The 16,248-nt window shown below is 56.2% G+C and carries 14 protein-coding genes and 1 tRNA gene; 8 read left to right on the forward strand and 7 right to left on the reverse strand.

Translation table 11 applies throughout. The features are described from left to right. The first annotated feature begins 1 nt into the window (after nucleotide 1). The 7 genes from BM174_RS17865 to BM174_RS17895 all read left to right on the forward strand — a co-directional run bounded on the left by BM174_RS17865 (nucleotide 2) and on the right by BM174_RS17895 (nucleotide 6,619). On the forward strand, nucleotides 2-970 hold the full coding sequence (locus tag BM174_RS17865; RefSeq protein ID WP_093925209.1) for an ABC transporter ATP-binding protein: 969 nt from the start codon (nucleotides 2-4) through the stop codon (nucleotides 968-970). Beyond that, on the forward strand, nucleotides 967-1,986 hold the full coding sequence (locus BM174_RS17870; RefSeq protein WP_093925210.1) for an ABC transporter ATP-binding protein: 1,020 nt from the start codon (nucleotides 967-969) through the stop codon (nucleotides 1,984-1,986). The genes BM174_RS17865 and BM174_RS17870 overlap by 4 nt, the downstream gene beginning before the upstream one ends. Beyond that, entirely contained in the window at nucleotides 1,986-2,639 is a 654-nt protein-coding gene (locus tag BM174_RS17875) for a flavin reductase family protein (RefSeq protein ID WP_093925211.1), read from the forward strand. The genes BM174_RS17870 and BM174_RS17875 overlap by 1 nt, the downstream gene beginning before the upstream one ends. Next, nucleotides 2,636-3,364, forward strand: a complete 729-nt coding sequence (locus BM174_RS17880; RefSeq protein WP_245766438.1) for an aspartate/glutamate racemase family protein — start codon at nucleotides 2,636-2,638, stop codon at nucleotides 3,362-3,364. The genes BM174_RS17875 and BM174_RS17880 overlap by 4 nt, the downstream gene beginning before the upstream one ends. After that, the gene (locus BM174_RS17885; RefSeq protein WP_093925213.1) at nucleotides 3,361-4,554 is read left to right on the forward strand and encodes an amidohydrolase family protein; all 1,194 of its coding nucleotides are present in this window, start codon (nucleotides 3,361-3,363) and stop codon (nucleotides 4,552-4,554) included. The genes BM174_RS17880 and BM174_RS17885 overlap by 4 nt, the downstream gene beginning before the upstream one ends. Beyond that, a complete protein-coding gene (locus BM174_RS17890; RefSeq protein WP_093925214.1) occupies nucleotides 4,554-6,026 on the forward strand; it encodes an amidohydrolase family protein in 1,473 nt (490 codons plus the stop codon). Before BM174_RS17885 ends, BM174_RS17890 begins: the two co-directional genes overlap by 1 nt. Nucleotides 6,027-6,531: 505 nt before the next feature. Beyond that, a tRNA-Ser gene (locus BM174_RS17895) sits at nucleotides 6,532-6,619 on the forward strand. Nucleotides 6,620-6,779: 160 nt separating this feature from the next. Here the strand turns inward: BM174_RS17895 and BM174_RS17900 are convergent. Beyond that, nucleotides 6,780-7,688, reverse strand: a complete 909-nt coding sequence (locus BM174_RS17900; RefSeq protein WP_093925215.1) for a hypothetical protein — start codon at nucleotides 7,686-7,688, stop codon at nucleotides 6,780-6,782. A 403-nt stretch (nucleotides 7,689-8,091) separates the two neighbouring features. Between BM174_RS17900 and BM174_RS21145 the strand changes: the two genes are divergently transcribed. Then, nucleotides 8,092-8,340 (forward strand): hypothetical protein, encoded by a 249-nt coding sequence (locus tag BM174_RS21145; protein ID WP_177209518.1) that lies wholly within the window; start codon nucleotides 8,092-8,094, stop codon nucleotides 8,338-8,340. A 252-nt stretch (nucleotides 8,341-8,592) separates the two neighbouring features. On the opposite strand, the gene BM174_RS21150 is transcribed toward BM174_RS21145, so the two are convergent. The 6 genes from BM174_RS21150 to BM174_RS17930 all read right to left on the reverse strand — a co-directional run. Then, nucleotides 8,593-8,763, reverse strand: a complete 171-nt coding sequence (locus BM174_RS21150; protein WP_177209519.1) for a hypothetical protein — start codon at nucleotides 8,761-8,763, stop codon at nucleotides 8,593-8,595. A 323-nt stretch (nucleotides 8,764-9,086) separates the two neighbouring features. After that, nucleotides 9,087-10,151, reverse strand: a complete 1,065-nt coding sequence (locus BM174_RS17910) for a bifunctional DNA primase/polymerase (RefSeq protein ID WP_093925216.1) — start codon at nucleotides 10,149-10,151, stop codon at nucleotides 9,087-9,089. 198 nt (nucleotides 10,152-10,349) lie between these two features. Continuing rightward, nucleotides 10,350-12,542, reverse strand: a complete 2,193-nt coding sequence (locus BM174_RS17915; RefSeq protein ID WP_093925217.1) for a calcium-binding protein — start codon at nucleotides 12,540-12,542, stop codon at nucleotides 10,350-10,352. A 1,505-nt stretch (nucleotides 12,543-14,047) separates the two neighbouring features. Then, nucleotides 14,048-14,917, reverse strand: a complete 870-nt coding sequence (locus BM174_RS17920; RefSeq protein WP_093925218.1) for an SIR2 family protein — start codon at nucleotides 14,915-14,917, stop codon at nucleotides 14,048-14,050. Continuing rightward, nucleotides 14,914-15,501, reverse strand: coding sequence for a ParA family protein (locus tag BM174_RS17925; RefSeq protein ID WP_281244872.1), 588 nt, complete (start codon nucleotides 15,499-15,501; stop codon nucleotides 14,914-14,916). Before BM174_RS17925 ends, BM174_RS17920 begins: the two co-directional genes overlap by 4 nt. An 18-nt stretch (nucleotides 15,502-15,519) precedes the next feature. Next, nucleotides 15,520-16,248, reverse strand: a 729-nt coding sequence (locus BM174_RS17930; RefSeq protein ID WP_093925220.1) for an IS630 family transposase, incomplete at its 5' end; no start/stop codon positions are given.

The following is a 16,248-nucleotide window of genomic DNA, read 5'->3' on the forward strand; positions in this document are numbered from 1 at the left end:
AATGACATTATTGACCGTCGAAAACCTGACCGTCGCCTTTCCGGGCCGCAGTGGCTCGGTGAACGCGATTGAGGATGTGACACTTTCAGTAGCGCCGGGTGAGATCTTGGGCATGGTCGGCGAAAGCGGGGCAGGGAAGTCGATGACCGGTGCTGCGATTATCGGGTTGATCGAACCGCCGGGCCGCATCACCAAAGGCCAGATCCATCTTGAAGATCGCCGCATCGACAACCTCAGCGCCGAAGAGATGCGCCGCATCAGGGGTCGTAAAATTGGCGCGATCTTCCAAGATCCGCTGACCAGCCTTAATCCGGTGCTGACCGTGGGCGAACAGTTGATCGAAACGATCCAGACCCATCTGAAACTGCCTAAGGCCCAAGCGCGGGAGCGGGCGATCGACTGGCTGCGCCGCGTCGGTATTCCGGCACCGGAAGCGCGCATCGACACCTATCCGCACCAATACTCGGGCGGTATGCGGCAGCGGGTGGTGATTGCTCTCGCGCTTTGTGCCGAGCCACGGCTGGTGATCGCGGATGAGCCAACTACAGCGTTGGATGTCAGCGTACAGGCCCAGATCATCGCGCTGCTGCGCAAGCTGGCGCGCGAAACCGGCGTGGCGGTGGTGTTGGTGACCCACGATATGGGCGTGATCGCCGAAACTGCGGACCGTGTGGCGGTGATGTATGCAGGCCGGATCGTCGAGATCGGCACGGTGACCGAGGTGCTGACGGCCCCGAAGCATCCCTATACCACGGGTCTGATGGCCTCCATCCCGCGCATCGGTCCTCGGCCTGATGTCTTGGCCCAGATCGAAGGCGCGATGCCGCGCCCCAATGCCCGCCCCGAGGGCTGTGCTTTCAGCCCGCGGTGCCCCCACCGGATCGAGGTTTGCACCCAGCGCCGCCCTGAATCAACCGGTACTGCGACGAAATCGGTCGCCTGCCATCTGGCCGAGGAGGTCCCCGCATGAGCACTCCGCTTTTAAAGGTCTCGGGACTGAAAAAGTCATTCGATCTGTCCCAACCGTTCCTGAACCGCCTCATGTCGGGCAGCGCGCGCAAATACGTCCATGCGGTGGATGGGGTCGATTTTTCCATCGAACGCGGCACGACGCTCAGCCTCGTGGGGGAATCCGGCTGTGGCAAATCCACTGTGGCAAAGCTGCTGATGGGCCTGACGCACCCCTCGAACGGGAGTATTCAGCTCGACGGTCATGAGCTTGCCGGCACTTCTGCCGGTCAGCCACCGGATGTGCGGCGCCGCATGCAGATGATCTTCCAAGACCCCTATGCCAGCCTCAATCCGCGCTGGCGTGTGGCGCGCATTATTGGTGAGCCGATGAAGAGCTTTGGCACCTATCCCGATCCCGCGTCGCGGCGCAAGGAAGTCGACCGCCTGTTGGAATTCGTCGGCCTTTCAGCGGCAGATGGCGAGAAGTTTCCGCATGAGTTTTCTGGCGGCCAGCGGCAGCGGATTTCGATTGCGCGGGCGATCTCGACCAAGCCGGAGTTTCTGGTCTGCGACGAGCCGACCTCGGCGCTGGATGTCTCTGTGCAGGCGCAGATTTTAAACCTGATGCGCGCGTTGCAGCGCGAGCTAGGCCTGACCTATCTGTTCATCAGTCACGACCTGGCAGTAGTGAACTATATCTCTGACTACATTGGCGTGATGTATCTGGGGCGTCTGGTCGAACTTGCGCCAGCGGATCAGATCTTTGCCGACCCCCAGCATCCCTATACGCGGCTCCTGCTCGAAACCGTGCCTGATATCACCATGGCGCACCGTGATATGGACCGCCCTGCAGGCGAGGTGCCCAACCCTGTCACGCCGCCGATGGGCTGCCATTTCAACCCCCGATGCCCCTTGGCGAACGATCGCTGCCGGACTGAAACGCCAAGATTTTTGGCTAGAGGTGCGACACATGTGCGCTGCCATGCGGTAGAAGAAGGCCGAGCTGATGTGCCTCCCCAAAGAAAGGCCAGTTAATGGACTTTGATTTCACCCAACTGCCCCCCGAAGACCGCTACCGTTTACTGACTAATTTTGTCGGCCCGCGCCCGATTGCGCTGGTGACCACACGGTCGGAGGAAGGCCACTCCAATGCCGCGCCGATGAGCTTTTTCAACGTCTTCTCACAGGATCCGCCGATTGTCATTCTGGGCATCCAGACCCGCGGTGACGGAGAGGAGAAAGACACGCTGGTGAATATTCGACGCACGCAGGAGTTTTGTGTCAACATGGTCGATATGGAGATCGCCGACGCAATGATCCTTTGCGGAGTGAATTTCTCCCGCGATGTGGACGAGCCGAAGTTTGCAGGGCTCGATACCGAAGCCTGCCGCCAGATCGACGCGTCATATCTGCTTCGCACACCCTGCGCGATGGAATGCCGCGTCGAGCGGATTATCGATTTTCCGCGCCGCGCTATCGTGCTGGGCGAGGTGGTGGAAATGACCGTGCGCAACGACTGTCTCGATCCGCAAGGGCGCTATGTCGATGCGCAGGTCTACCAGCCCATCGCGCGTTTGCATGCTGATAATTACATCATTGCAGACCAGCAGTTCGAGCTGAAAAAACCAGACGAGGCAGCCTCTTGGGAAGCCGCGCAACTGTCCCCGCGGCAAGAAAAGGCGAAATGATGCGCGTGCATGTCATTAATCCCAACTCGACTATTTCCATGACAGCGCAGATCGGGCGGGCGGCACGGCGTGCTGCAAGCGCGGACACCGTGATCGATCTCGTGACCGCCAGAGGCACGCCTGTTTCGATCGAAGGCTATGCTGACGAGGCGCTTTCCATTCCCGCGATGCTCGCCGAGATCCGTGCCGCCGAAGCGCGCGGCGCGGGGGCGCATGTGATCGCCTGTTTTGATGACCCAGGCCTTTCAGCGGCACGCGAGGTCGCAGCCGCGCCAGTCATCGGGATTTGTCAGGCTGCCGTTCAGGTCGCAATGACACTCTCGGTGCGGTTTTCGGTTGTCACCACACTGGGTCGATCGGTCCCGATTATTGAGGACTTGGTTGATAGCTATGGGGCCGCACGGCGCTGTCGCCGCGTGCGTGCGATTGATTTGCCTGTTCTGACGTTAGAGGAGGACCCCGATGGGTCCTACGCGCTGCTGGCCGCCGAGGTTTGCGCCGCGCGTGACCATGATAGTGCCGAAGTTGTGGTGCTCGGCTGTGCTGGCATGGCGGAGATGTGTGAGCGGTTGACCGCAGAAACCGGCGTTCCGGTGATTGATGGCGTGACTGCAGCCGTGCGACAGGCCGAAGCCTTGATCGGCATGGGTTACCGCACTTCAAAACTTGGTGGCTACGCATGGCCCCGCATCAAAACAGGGGGCTTTGCCCCGGAGGCAGCATGACAGACCTTCTTATCCGCAACCTGCGCCCGATGGGCGCTGCGCAGACCGACATGTTAATCCGCAAGGGTCGCATCGTGGAGATTGCCGCAGGTATCGAAGCGCCCGACATGCATGTTGAAGACGCACAGGGCGCGATTGCGATTCCGGGCCTCGTTGAGGCGCATACCCATCTGGACAAGACGATGATGGGCATGGGGTGGTATCAAAACACTGTCGGCACCGACCTGCGTTCGATGATCGACAATGAACGCGCTGCGCGCACAGCTGATAGGCACGATCCGCATCAGCAATCGATGCGTCACGCGCTGGCGCTTGCGGGCAACGGCGTTACTCATATTCGCAGCCATGTCGACGTGGATACCCAAAACGGCCTTGGCGCGATGGAGGGCGTGCTGCGGACCCGCGAGGCCCTGCGCGATGTGGTCGAGATCGAAATTGTTGCCTTCCCGCAATCGGGCCTGATGGTCCGCCGCGGCACGGCAGAGCTTTTGGACGAAGCGATGGCGATGGGCGGCGATCTGGTCGGCGGGCTGGATCCTTGCGGGATCGACCACGACCCGAAGGGCCATCTGGATACGATTTTTGCTTTGGCTGAGAAACACGGCAAAGGCATTGATATCCACCTGCACGAGGCAGGGGAACTTGGAGCGTTCTCAATGGAGTTGATCCTTGAGCGCACGCGGGCGTTGGGGATGAAGGGCAGGGTCGCCATCAGCCACGCCTTTTGCCTCGGTATGCCGGACTGGAACCGGACCGAAGCTTTGCTGGCCGCTTTGGCCGACCTTGATGTGCCAATCCTGACCACGGGTGCGCCTTCAAGTGCGGTTCCTGCGGTAAAGCGTGTGCTGGGCGCGGGCATCCGCATGGGGGCAGGGTGCGACGGGGTGCTTGACACATGGAACCCGTGGAACCGCCCCGACATGCTGGATCGCGCGCGCATCGTGGCCCAAAAGAACAATCTGCGCTCTGACGCCGATCTGGCACTGGTGCTGGGCATCTGCTCGACCGGAGGTGCCGCCGTGATGGGTGTTTCAGGGCATGGCGTCGAGGTCGGCTGCAATGCCGATCTGGCACTGGTTTCAGGCAGCACTCTGGCGGAGGCAGTCGCGACGGGCGGACCTGTCGCGCTGACTGTGAAAGCGGGCCGGATCACCGGACGCGCCGGTAAGCCTGTGATGGAGGCGCCGTGATGCTTGAAAATCTCACACTTGGTGCCCAGCCGGACGGGCGCACGCTGCTCACGGCGCGCTGGATCGTCGCGCATCAGGAGGACGGCCATCGCCTGCTGGAGAATGGCGAATTGGTCTTCGAGCGGGATCGCATCATTTATGTAGGCCCCAAGTTCGAGGGCGACGTCGCGCGGCGGATTGATCTAGGCAATGTACTGATCTCGCCGGGCCTGATCGACCTTGATGCACTATCGGACCTCGACACCACGACGCTGGGGGTCGATTGCGGGCCCGCGTGGGCCAAGGGCCGTGTCTGGCCGAAAGGCTATGTCGAGCGCGGCCCCTATGAGATGTACTCGCCGGATGAACTCGCCTTCCAAAAGCGGTTTAGCTTTGCGCAACTTCTGTGCAACGGCATCACCTCCGCTTTGCCAATTGCCTCACTGTTTTACCGTGAATGGGGCGAAACTGTCGCGGAATTCGAAGCGGCTGCAGAGGCGGCGGGGGAGTTGGGTCTGCGGGTCTGGCTCGGCCCCGCGTACCGCGCTGGCGGCATCGTCTGCACCGCTCCCGGTGTACTGGAGCCGCGCTTTGACGAGGCGCGCGGTTTGGTTGGGCTGGACGACGGGATCGCTTTTGTAAAGGCACAGGCGGGACGGTTTGACGGTCTGGTGCAGGGCATGCTGGCGCCCGACCGCGTGGAAACCTGCACAGAGGCGCTTTTGACGCGCACGATGGCTGCGTCGCGGGATCTGGATATTCCGGTGCGGCTGCACATGGCACAGGGGGAGATGGAGCGGAATACGGTTCAATCTCTGCATGGCGCAACGGCCCCGCAATGGCTCGCCAGCTTTGACGCATTGAACGAGCGCCTGATCGCGCCACATGCCACTTTTGCAACCGACGCGGACCTCGCGCTTTACCGCGATCACGGTGTGACGGTCGCGCATTGTCCGTTGGTCTTCGGTCGCTCCGGCGCGATGCTTAGATCCTTTGGCAAGCTGCGGCGCATGGGCATCAACATTGGTATGGGCACCGATACAGCGCCACCTGATATGGTTTTGAACATGGCTGTCGGTGTGATGATGGCGCGGATGGCGGGGGACAGCCAGACCGAGACAGCGCCCGAACACCTCTTTGACGCGGCCACTCTTGGCGGTGCCAATGTACTCGGGCGATCCGATTTGGGGCGGCTTCAGAAAGGTGCGAAGGCCGACATTGCAATTTTCGACATGTCGGACCCGATGATGGCCCCGCAAGTTGATCCGATCCGCACGCTGGTCCTCGGGGCGTCAGGGCGCGTCACCAAGGCGGTTTTTGTAAACGGACGGCTCTCGATGCGCGAAGGGCAGGTGGCGGGGATGGACATGGCTGAGGCCCGTAGCCGTGCCCAGATCCAGTTCGAGGGATTGCGAAAGAAGTATCCCGAACGAACATGGGGGCATCCGCCGGTCGACGAGATTTTCCCGCCAGCCTACCCGTTGTTTCGTTGAGCCCGCATTAAGGGATCGCGTTGTGAGATCGATCTTTGGTTCAGACTTGGACGAGTTCGTGTTGGGTGGTTTGTAAGGCGCTGGCGCTGCAGATTGGGATGAAGCCTACTGCCAGGTGCCTTTGCTCCATGAATGAATCTCAGGGATCATTTCGAGTTGGGTTGAGGAAGACGGGATCATACCCAGTGCGCGCTGCAAAATTCCTGAGAAAAATTCGGATGGTTCGGGAGTGTACAGATGCCCTTGATTTATCTGTCCGAACATCGAAGATCGAGGTCTCAGGCAGGATCATAGTGCCTGCTCTCTTGGATGGTAGGCTGATAAACTACAGCTACAAAATCTCAATGTCCTGGTAGTCCAATCGTGAAAAACGCGCTGCGTTAGGCGGCGACCAAACTACATGCAGATTGGTCTTAGGGTCCAGCACCATAGATTTTTCAAGATAGCTGCATTTTGGACCATTTTGATCTTGTTTCCTGAGCTCACCCTCTCTAAACGGGGCGACGGAGACGTGGCCGAGTGGTCGAAGGCGCTCCCCTGCTAAGGGAGTAACGTGCAAGCGTTCGAGGGTTCGAATCCCTTCGTCTCCGCCATTACCCCTTGAAATCACTGTATAAATTGGTGATTTTGAGGGATTACCCCACATAATACCCAACATAGAAAAACCGCTTGGACCTTTGGTCTTATAGTATTTGATTGCATGGTAAAGCGGCCAGACCACATCGCCACCGTTTATCGGGGCGTTTTGCCCGATCATGCCTGCAGGAGCAGGATTGCGAAGATCAGGGCCAACCAGAGACTGATCCAGAACGCCCCGCGCCGCAAACGCTTAGATAGCTCTTCGAGCGCCGGGATAGGATTAGGGACTGGCGCGGGCATCGGTTGGAAGCTCGATAAAGGCGCGCCAACATCTTTGTCACAGTCATCCTCTTCGTCCTCTGCGGTGGAGGGGGCGAGAGATAGAGGTTGCAGGGGACGCCCAACGCTGATCCTTACAGGCGGATCGTCTAGGTTGGATACCAACTCACGCTGGAACTCCGGGGTCCGCCAGAAATCTTCCGGTATCTCGTCGGCGTTCTCAACGTCTCGCTTGCTTTTGAGGAACTTGATCACCCGCCCTTCGCTGATGGAGGGGGACCACTCGGCATAGAAGTTTCTGAACCGCTCAACATCGACGGACAATCGTAGCTTAGCACCTGGTGCGGCCAGTTCTTTTAGAAGCGGAGCAAACCTGTCTGAGTGCATCTCGATTTGCAAAAAGAAGGAATCCTCGCTCTCGATGTCGAGGTCACCTTCAATGAATAATCCGGACATCATCGCGGCTTCGCCGTGCTTGTTCTCTCGTATCCGCACATCGACTTCATGGATATTCTGCCGTTCACCCATCCGCGATAGCGAGAACCTTCCCCATCGCGCTGGCTGGACCACGCCCTTTGCCCTGATCGCTCTACTGGCGGTGCGCTCCGGTTGTTCCTCAGTCTCGTTCAATACAGAGAAGTGCGTGCCAACGTGTAAGTCATTGCAGGCAAGGTCGAGCGTCAGATAGGACTGCCGCTGATACTCCTTTTCGTCACCGTTCGGTGCATCGTCCTCGTATTCGATGAATGCTCCGTTCTTGTCGAACCCACCCTCAGGCAGAAAACGCACTTTCAGTTCGCCCATGAAATGCCCCTTTCAATATTCTTGGGGGAGTGTCCGCTTTCAAGCAAATGAACGTCAATATTAAATCAGCGGCGCAACCTTTGTCCGGATATGCAAACAGAGAGCCCCGATTTCGTGCCAACTTCGCACACCTCTAAATCAGCCTATTTTAGAAACGGTGTTTGACTTCTAGATCAAAACTAAATTGCTCAGCTAATCCCACCAAAGCACGATTTACAAAACGGTCATGTTTCCAGCGTAAACGATCAAAGGTGGCTTGATGCATCCCCTTGGGCCTGTTCCAAGGCTCCGAGCCGTTCAATATTCCAGCTTCCCAGCCTAGCCTATCCCTGACCCTATCAGCTTTTCGGGCCGCTCGATCCCCCGGCTTTTCACGCTGAGAAGGATAGGCCAGCCGATAGCAATGGCGGCACGCGAAGATTGCACCGCCATAGAGTACAGCAACGCGGCGACCGCACCCACGGACAGGGCAGAGGAACCAATGCCGCTCACCACCCATGTGGCAGGGCGTGGTATCGAGATGGACTGGATAGCTTTCGTCCTGCCATTCTCCGCCTCGATCCCGCTGGCGATAGTTCAGGATCGCGCGACCGGATTCGGACCTGACATTAATCGAGCCTGTAACTCGCCGCCACGGGACCACGTAATGTGACGGCATACCCCTGAGGACAGAAGCCCCTCGCGTTTCAGCCACCGCACGTCAATCGAACGATAGCCTTCCGTTGCGTCTGCCCCAAACTGCCAGTGCCGTCCGCTACCTATTCCGCCCATGTCTCACCTCCGGATTTTGCCGAAACCATTTGGAAAGTTATCCTCTCCACAGCCGCCTCTGACGCGCTGCTCGCTTGCGACATCCTTCACAGCAATACATGGCATCAGCTCTGCGCCATGTTTGCAGAGCCTCCTAACACCAATCACACTGCCATGAGCCGAAATGGAGCCGCCTGAGAATTGTCACCGCCCGCTTAAAACGGTCGTGGCTGCCATTGCTCCATAGATAACCCTCATGGGTGACTGTAATCCGGCCTTCGGCACGCTCTGAGATATAAACCCCGTTCGGGTCAGGTGCTGGCATGTTTAGCCGTCCAACTTAACTTAATCGCAATGCAGAGGCGGGTTATTTATCTGATCTTTCTGCATGGGTGAAACTGACTTGCAGCACCCCATCCATGATATTGGATTTCATCGGCGGACCATCTGCGCTTGCGGCCTGTTTTTTAGCGACTGCTTTGATACGGTCCTGTTGCGCCTTGGGGATTGTTGACAGCACCTTTTGTTTTTCGGGTTTGGTTGTGATGGCTTTTTTGCCTCCGTTGAATTTGTAGGTCTGAAATTAAGCGTCATAAGTAATACTAGCCCCTTCCCCTTACTTCCCCTGCCACCCCGTCCGAGCGAGCCTTATGCATGGGTTGCACATCCACCGCGCCGCCTCTGCCCGGATGCGACCTTGTAAGGACAAAGGTTTGACGCACTGATCCGGCGCGATGCCGACCCACCAGCCGCAACAGCCCAGCGCCCTCCAGCGTGCGGCGTGCGGCGTGCGGCGCGTAGTCGGAGTTTGGAAAGGTTCAGCAGCCCCGCCTTCCGCATGGCATCAAAGTCCAATGGGAAGCGTTTTCCGGGGTGGTGTCCGTGCTGATCCTCCAGCAGCACCAGCAGCGCGATAGCATCTGTGCCAATAGCTTGGCTGCGCAGGGCGTCTAAGGCGCGCCGTTGTACTGGGAAGGCGCTGTCACGGCCCCGATAAATGCGGTTTTCCAAGCGATACTTCCAAGCCCATCCGGCAATGCCTGAGAGTTCACTATCTGGCATTGTTGCAGGATCAACGCACCAATCGTCACGGATGCCTGCAAAGTTTGCTTGCAGTTCAGCGGCATCGTTCACCAGTTCCACCATCCGCATGGCCTCCTTCACAAGTTCTACATGACGATGCCCGGTCAGGATCGGGTCAGACACCGGGCTTGCAGGGACGGGCAGGGGGTTCAGGGCATCTTTCCCCAGCAAACCCTTCACTGGCTCATAGAAGCCGCCATCAGGGCGCAGTGAGTGCGGACCCACCACATAGCTGCGCGGCCCGGTCTTGATATCCACGGGCAAGCCTTCGCTGCGTAGGTTCGGCATCACGCCGCCCGCAAGATAATACAGATGCCGCCCGCGTGGTGTTTTGACGTGGACAGGGCTTTGACCAAACCGCGCTTCCATCTGCGCAACGAGTGCGCTGTCATCCTCATCGCAGTCGATTACCGCCAAGCCATCCAGCCGCACGCCGTAAGTTGTAGAGCCAGTCCGATGCATGGGGGCCAAGATCCTGCCCAAGGTTAGGCCGGGGCCAGCCCATGCGCGCAACAGCGGCGCATTCCCATCCACACCACCCAACGGCAAGAGGTGGTGGCCCGCCCCTTTCAGGCGAGCCATTTCTGTGCGGAGGGGTTCCGATAACGTTGAAACCCGCAGGGCTGTCATTTCTGACCCTCCCCATAGGCAAGGGCTGCAATGGTTTTAGCCAGCCCAGCGATAACGAAAGAAAAACGAGGGGAGACCACATCATGACAAAGAATGCACGACGATGGAGCGAGTCAAATCTCGGTGACAATACTGTGTCAGTTGGAGGGCCATTCAACAGCGAAGAGCCCAAAAGGTCGCGTCGGGACTGTTGGTTGATCAGAGAATAAAATCATCCACCGCGACAGACGGTGCGCCGCTCATTTCCAGCGCCCAATCCGCCGAGCCATCGCCATCAGAATCACCAATTAACAAGCCACTAGCTGCGTAGTAATAAAACGAGGACTGTCCGTTTCCGATCAGGCCAGACGCGCCGTTGAACTGGGCGTCAAGCAGGTCAAGATTGATCTTGTCAACGCCGCTGGTGAAGTCCGTGATCACGTCGCGACCGGCACCAAGGCCAATCTGCGCTGCCGAGTTGAACACGAAATGATCAACACCGGGTCCTCCGGTGATCACGTCCCGGCCCACGCCCGCATAGACGGTGTCATTGCCCGCTCCGCCATAAATCCGATTACTGCCGACACCTGCAATAATTGCGTCATTCCCAGCGCCAGCACCAATGAAATCATTGCCGTCCCCGGCATAGATTGTATCGTTGCCTGTCGATCCATAAAGCGCGTCATTGCCCACACCGCCGCCGATCAAATCATTACCCGCACCGCCAACAACCAGGTCGTTACCGGCGTTGCCAAACAGGCGGTTGGCCCCGTTGCCGCCACCATAAATCGAATCCGTGCCCGAACCACCCTGTACCGTGTCGCTGCCCGCACCACCGTAGATGATGTTGGTTCCCGCGCCATCGATGATCAGATCATTGCCCGCGCCGCCTCCGATGTTGTCATCGCCAAGCCCGCCGTAAACAGTGTCGGCCCCGGTAGACATGCGCAGAAGGTCGTTCCCAGCACCGCCACTGACATCGTTGCTTCCAACACCGCCATAGATGGTGTCGTTGCCAGACCCGCCTCGGATAACGTCGTTGCCAGATCCGCCGCCGACAAAATTTCCACCACTGCCGGTGAAAATCAGATCATCGCCAGCATCGCCAAATATGGTATCGGGACCGTCAAACCCATAGATGGTGTCGTTTCCGGCCAAACCTTCAATCCGGTCGCCCAGATGCGCACCGCGCAAGAAATCCGCTTCATTGGTGCCGGTGACCTCACCCGCTGTCACGATCGACTGCGCTCTTATACCGCCGTTGCCGTCCCCGGCAGGCCCGCCATGTTGCCATGTCGCAATTATGTCACCCGTAATGGTCACAGCAAGGCGCGCCTGGGCTGGGTTGCCGTTAATTTGGGTCGATATACGAAATTCCTCGCTGACCCGGTTTCCGCCCGCATCAAAACGTTGCGCGTAATGCCCGCCTGGCAAATCGGGATTGGTATGAACACCGCCTGACCGCCAACTGATCAGGTATCCTCCATCCGGCGTGCCAATCACAGAGGGCGCGTCCGTTGCAGGGCTGCCATGGGTGTTCACCAGAACCTCGCCGCCCACAGGCGCACCGTTTTGGTCATACAGTTGGGCATTGATCGCCCGGTTGGTCAGAAAATTGCTCTGCCAAGTGACAATGAACCCACCGCCCGCCACAGCTGCGATATCGCTATTAAACTGGCCCCCAATGCTGGTCGTGTTGACAAGAATTTCGTCGCCAATCAGTGCCCCAGCTGCGCTAACGCGTTGGGCATAGGTTTCGAACTGTGGCGTTGCACCGACGCGCGGCAGTTCGCCCGTCCAACTGACAACAAACGAACCATCTGCCAATGCTGCTATCGCAGGTGCCGTTTGGTTTAAGGGCAATGTGGTGTTGACAATAAAATCATCCTCGCCGCCGCCGCCAGTCCCAGTGATGCGGGCCGCGATACCACCCTGACTCCCGTCCTGGCCTTGCGATTCCCAAGCGGTGGCGATGGAGCCATTATTCAGAACCGTGGCGACAACACTGCGTTGAATGCTGTTCGTGGTTGTGTTGACGGCAAATTCGGCACCTGCGGCACTGCCATCTGAGGCAAAGCTGCGTCCCACAATGCCGCCCCTGTTATCAGCAACGAAACTCTCCCAAAAGACAGTAAAACCTCCGTTGTTACCTGCGACCACCTGCGCGGCGCGCTGGAAGTTGTCGGTTACGTCATTGACCTGAAACTCATCCCCCAGCGGTAGGCCATTTGCGGTGAATACGCGTCCAAAGACGCCGTCACTGAAAGCATTGGGATCATCCTGTCCGGGCGAATTCCAGACGATGACATAGTTGCCGTTCGACAAAACAGCGATATCAGGATCACTTTGTCGTCCAGTTTGAGTTGTGTTGATAACGAATGGGTCGCCAGAAGCGGCTGAATATACAGGCATTGAAAATATCCTACCATTGGCAGCAAAAGCAGCCGTTCACGCGCTGCCTTGGTGCAAAAAAAAGACCAAACAAACTCGGTAAATAACGGATATCTAAAGTATAGCACAATTGTGCGAATATCAGAAATATGATAGTTATTTGTTATTTTTCAGATGGTTATATCATTATTGCGCTGTGCTTTTCGCCCAGAAGGGGGCGAGGGAGCCAAAGAAAAAAGAACCGGATCGTGCCAGAGTTGGCTTTAACGATGTAACCGCCCTCCGGCGGCATCGATGTGCCAAGGTGGGTCTGCAGTGATCCACAAAAAGGAGAGCGGTCATGTCGAATATTATCACGGTCGGAGGGCGATTTGAGGCTGATTGAAGTCGCAACTGGCAGTTTTTCGTAAGCGAAATTGCGTGTCGGGGTCGTTCTCGTAACCCCTGCGCTGCTTGACCGGCTTCAAGCGGAAGGTATTGCCGACAAAGGGGTCTGGTCCGGTAACGGGCAGGATCGTACGTTAGTGCCGATTGTTAGCGAGTGGGTGCGCTGCGCAAACTTGTAAACGAGTTGGGCCGTGAAGCGGGTAGACTGGCCGATACAATTTATCCGCCTAGCGTAGCAGGTAGCGACGACTAAAAGGTGTATAATTAGGGGGATGTACAAAGACCATAAGTGGCTTTTGCTGATATAAATCAGTATATTACATGAATGAAATGGTGCCCCCACACGGAGAAGAACCGTTATCTTACCCATTTGGATTCGTGTGTGTATAGGTTTCGCACAAAGATCCGCTATGCGTGTCTCCGACACATCACTACGCTGCAGAAGTTAATGCGTTTCAGGATACACATTAAAGATCTTGTTCCAACCGGATTTGAAGCCATCGTCTTGATGACCCGTGGACCGACATGTACAAACGTTCGTTTTGGACAACTCGCGTGGGGCTGCTCAAGGACGCAAAAACGGGCAACAAGACCGCCTCCGATTGACATCGCAAGGACAGGATGGAACCTTGCAGTCGGTATTCCACTGTGGTGGATAACTGCTTGAGGACTTCACTTTGACAGTAGGGCCAAGCCATTGAAGATTGAACAGATTAAGAGCGGCGTAGTGATTGGGGTGCCGAAGCTCTTTAGGTCGGGAAAATACAAATGTCATCCGTTTGGATCCAATGTAGAACCTGAATGGTGTTCTACACTTACAGAGGTGGCACACTACTTGCGTGCAAACCCTAAAAGCGGGGTTCGTATGGCACCAAGCGGTAGCAAAATAAGCGAGAACATTTTCATTGACGGAAAGCCTCGCTGACGCAGCCTAATATCCAATTCAATATGATCCAATCCTTATTAGTACAGATTCTTATCATCGGGATTCGATAGGTTTATATTTTCAGACTGGCGCAAGCCGGAATTGGCCAAGGCAATACCCACCAACCAAAATGAACGGTCGAATTTTTAAACTTGAACTCGTGTAAATGAACTACCCCTTCCAGTCGCTCATTCACGCCATGGCTATTCAATAACTACCATCTCTGTGTCTCGCAGAGCTGATCACTTCGATATCGTTCTACTAAATCGGCAAGCTCTTCCACTGAGCGAGTCAGCTCACTATGACCATCGTCACCTGAGTATTCAAGAAACCTAATCCTCATGTCACGCGTGCAAATTCTCAAGATATCGACATGGTTTTCGCCTGAAGGGAGCGTCATGAAGTGATGGGGGAACCGACCATGTGCAAATTGGATATCCTCAAAAAGCATCCGAACGTCGGGATCATCGACTCCGCAGCCAATAAAAAGAAAAGTATGCGTAAGTGCCAATGATTTTAAGATCTCATAGAATAGGACGTACTTTGTCCTCGCCTCCGCATAGTCGCGTCGTGTAAAGATAATATTGGTTGGTTCATCAGCAGTGCCATGGGTTTTTAGGAGCAGCCGATATTTCCCGCCGTATAGATAGTTCGCTATATCATTACTTGCGTGTGATCGAACAATCACCGTCCCATCTGACACCGTGGTCGCGTAAGAATCATAAATTCTATCGAAATTTGGAGTGGCCACAACAGAAGCATCTAGGTTATAAATATGCTTGTGGATATCAGCAGGGCGATATCCCGCATTCTGGTATTCGTCTTGAACGCTATCTGCGAACGCATCTGCAGTGATCTTTTCTTTGATAATTTCACATGCGCTTAGAAAATCCTTTCGGTCTATGAGGGATTCAACCAGTCCATCATCAGTGAACTTTGATAACTGAGCGCGTAGGAAGCCCTCCCAGGTAGCTGGACGACGTCCTTCGGCATTGGTGGAGTTTCTGGATACGCCAGATCCAATCATTATAACGCACCGGCGGCGCGCAATTGATTCAATTAATTCTTGAGGCCAATCGATCATTGGTCTACTCGCTGCAAAAGGTTCTCAGATATTCGATGAAAAAATGTAGCAGCCTCTGAAACGCGTGTATATTGAGAACCTACAACACCATCCTTGGACGCAAGCTCAAAAATTGGGGCATGTGCTTGCTGGGAAAGTGGAACAACACTGCTGAGCGTCGGTATCTCACCGAGATCTACATCAGAAGAGGACTCATTAAAGAACCCGCAGAGTACTTCCAGCTCTTGCTTCTGCTTCTGAATTATTCTCTCAAAAGCGGCAACTGCCTGCCTTTGTCCGCCTGAACTTTTCGCCTTATATTGCTGTACTACAAACCCACAGAAGCCCAGATTCCATTCGACTTTCTGACCCTGAATTTCGAAATATTCGCCTTCCTGCGTCATATGTTTCTCAATAGAATCGCCGAGAGCAGCCTTCCATGATTTTAAAGACTTAATAATATTCTCGACGGCCATCATGCTGAAAATATCCACAGAAAGTGGCATGAGGAACTGATTTACTCCAAGAAGGATCGAGCGATTAAGTGCGCCTAATGAAGGACCCATATCAACGAGAACAAAATCATAGTCGTCGAACCGGCTAATTAGTTCCTTATACCGCCTCTACTTCAAAACCCGAAAGTTTTCGTGGGTTATGACGCGGAAGTTGTCTGAGACCTTGTCGCGGAACTTCGTCCATTCCTGCGGGATGGTTTCACGCATGAATGCAAGGATGGCGTCGGCGAACTGCTTTTGACTTGGGTAGTAGCGATTGTGGGTAACGTATTGATGCAAGACGGCCCAAAGCCGCTCAATTGGATTGAGATGAGGGCAGTAAGGCGGCAGCTGGATCAGATGGATACGGCAAGCTGCCCTGGCGAGGAAGGCTCTGACATCGGGGCCTTTGTGGTAGGCCGCGTTGTCCCAGATGACATGAATGATGCGCTTGTCAGGGTTGCGCGCTTCGATCTTGGTCAGAAGCTGTGCTGCACTGACCCCATCAACGGTTGTGGGCTCGACAAAGGGTGCATCGAAGGTTTCGAGGTTTACAGCCCCATGAATGTTCACACGACCGCGCCCTGCCGTGCTGAGAACCGCTGGATTTGATCCGACCTTCACCCAGCCAAACGCAGGCTTGGTCTGGTATTCCGGATGCACCGCATCGGCGAAGTAGACGGCTTCATCTGCTGGCAACTCACGCATCAGGCGTTCGTAAAATGCGATGAAAGCGGCCTGTTTTTCCGCTGATGCCACGCGTGGCAGGGGCTTGGGCTTGCGGTACTCAAAGCCCAGTCGGGCCAGAAGTTTGATGCAGCCAGAATGGGAGTAGTTCAGACCGCACTCAGCTGCGAC

Source organism: Sulfitobacter brevis (genome assembly GCF_900112755.1).
Classification (GTDB): Bacteria; Pseudomonadota; Alphaproteobacteria; order Rhodobacterales; family Rhodobacteraceae; genus Sulfitobacter; species Sulfitobacter brevis.

What these genes read in the sequence shown, in the direction of transcription:
- BM174_RS17885 (WP_093925213.1), top strand. Translation starts at nt 3,361, where the DNA reads ATGACAGACCTTCTTATCCGCAACCTGCGCCCGATGGGCGCTGCGCAG.
- BM174_RS21145 (WP_177209518.1), top strand. Translation starts at nt 8,092, where the DNA reads ATGGCGGCACGCGAAGATTGCACCGCCATAGAGTACAGCAACGCGGCG.
- BM174_RS17890 (WP_093925214.1), top strand. Translation starts at nt 4,554, where the DNA reads ATGCTTGAAAATCTCACACTTGGTGCCCAGCCGGACGGGCGCACGCTG.
- BM174_RS17875 (WP_093925211.1), top strand. Translation starts at nt 1,986, where the DNA reads ATGGACTTTGATTTCACCCAACTGCCCCCCGAAGACCGCTACCGTTTA.
- BM174_RS21150 (WP_177209519.1), bottom strand. Translation starts at nt 8,763, where the DNA reads ATGCCAGCACCTGACCCGAACGGGGTTTATATCTCAGAGCGTGCCGAA.
- BM174_RS17865 (WP_093925209.1), top strand. Translation starts at nt 2, where the DNA reads ATGACATTATTGACCGTCGAAAACCTGACCGTCGCCTTTCCGGGCCGC.
- BM174_RS17910 (WP_093925216.1), bottom strand. Translation starts at nt 10,151, where the DNA reads ATGACAGCCCTGCGGGTTTCAACGTTATCGGAACCCCTCCGCACAGAA.
- BM174_RS17920 (WP_093925218.1), bottom strand. Translation starts at nt 14,917, where the DNA reads ATGATCGATTGGCCTCAAGAATTAATTGAATCAATTGCGCGCCGCCGG.
- BM174_RS17900 (WP_093925215.1), bottom strand. Translation starts at nt 7,688, where the DNA reads ATGGGCGAACTGAAAGTGCGTTTTCTGCCTGAGGGTGGGTTCGACAAG.
- BM174_RS17870 (WP_093925210.1), top strand. Translation starts at nt 967, where the DNA reads ATGAGCACTCCGCTTTTAAAGGTCTCGGGACTGAAAAAGTCATTCGAT.
- BM174_RS17880 (WP_245766438.1), top strand. Translation starts at nt 2,636, where the DNA reads ATGATGCGCGTGCATGTCATTAATCCCAACTCGACTATTTCCATGACA.
- BM174_RS17915 (WP_093925217.1), bottom strand. Translation starts at nt 12,542, where the DNA reads ATGCCTGTATATTCAGCCGCTTCTGGCGACCCATTCGTTATCAACACA.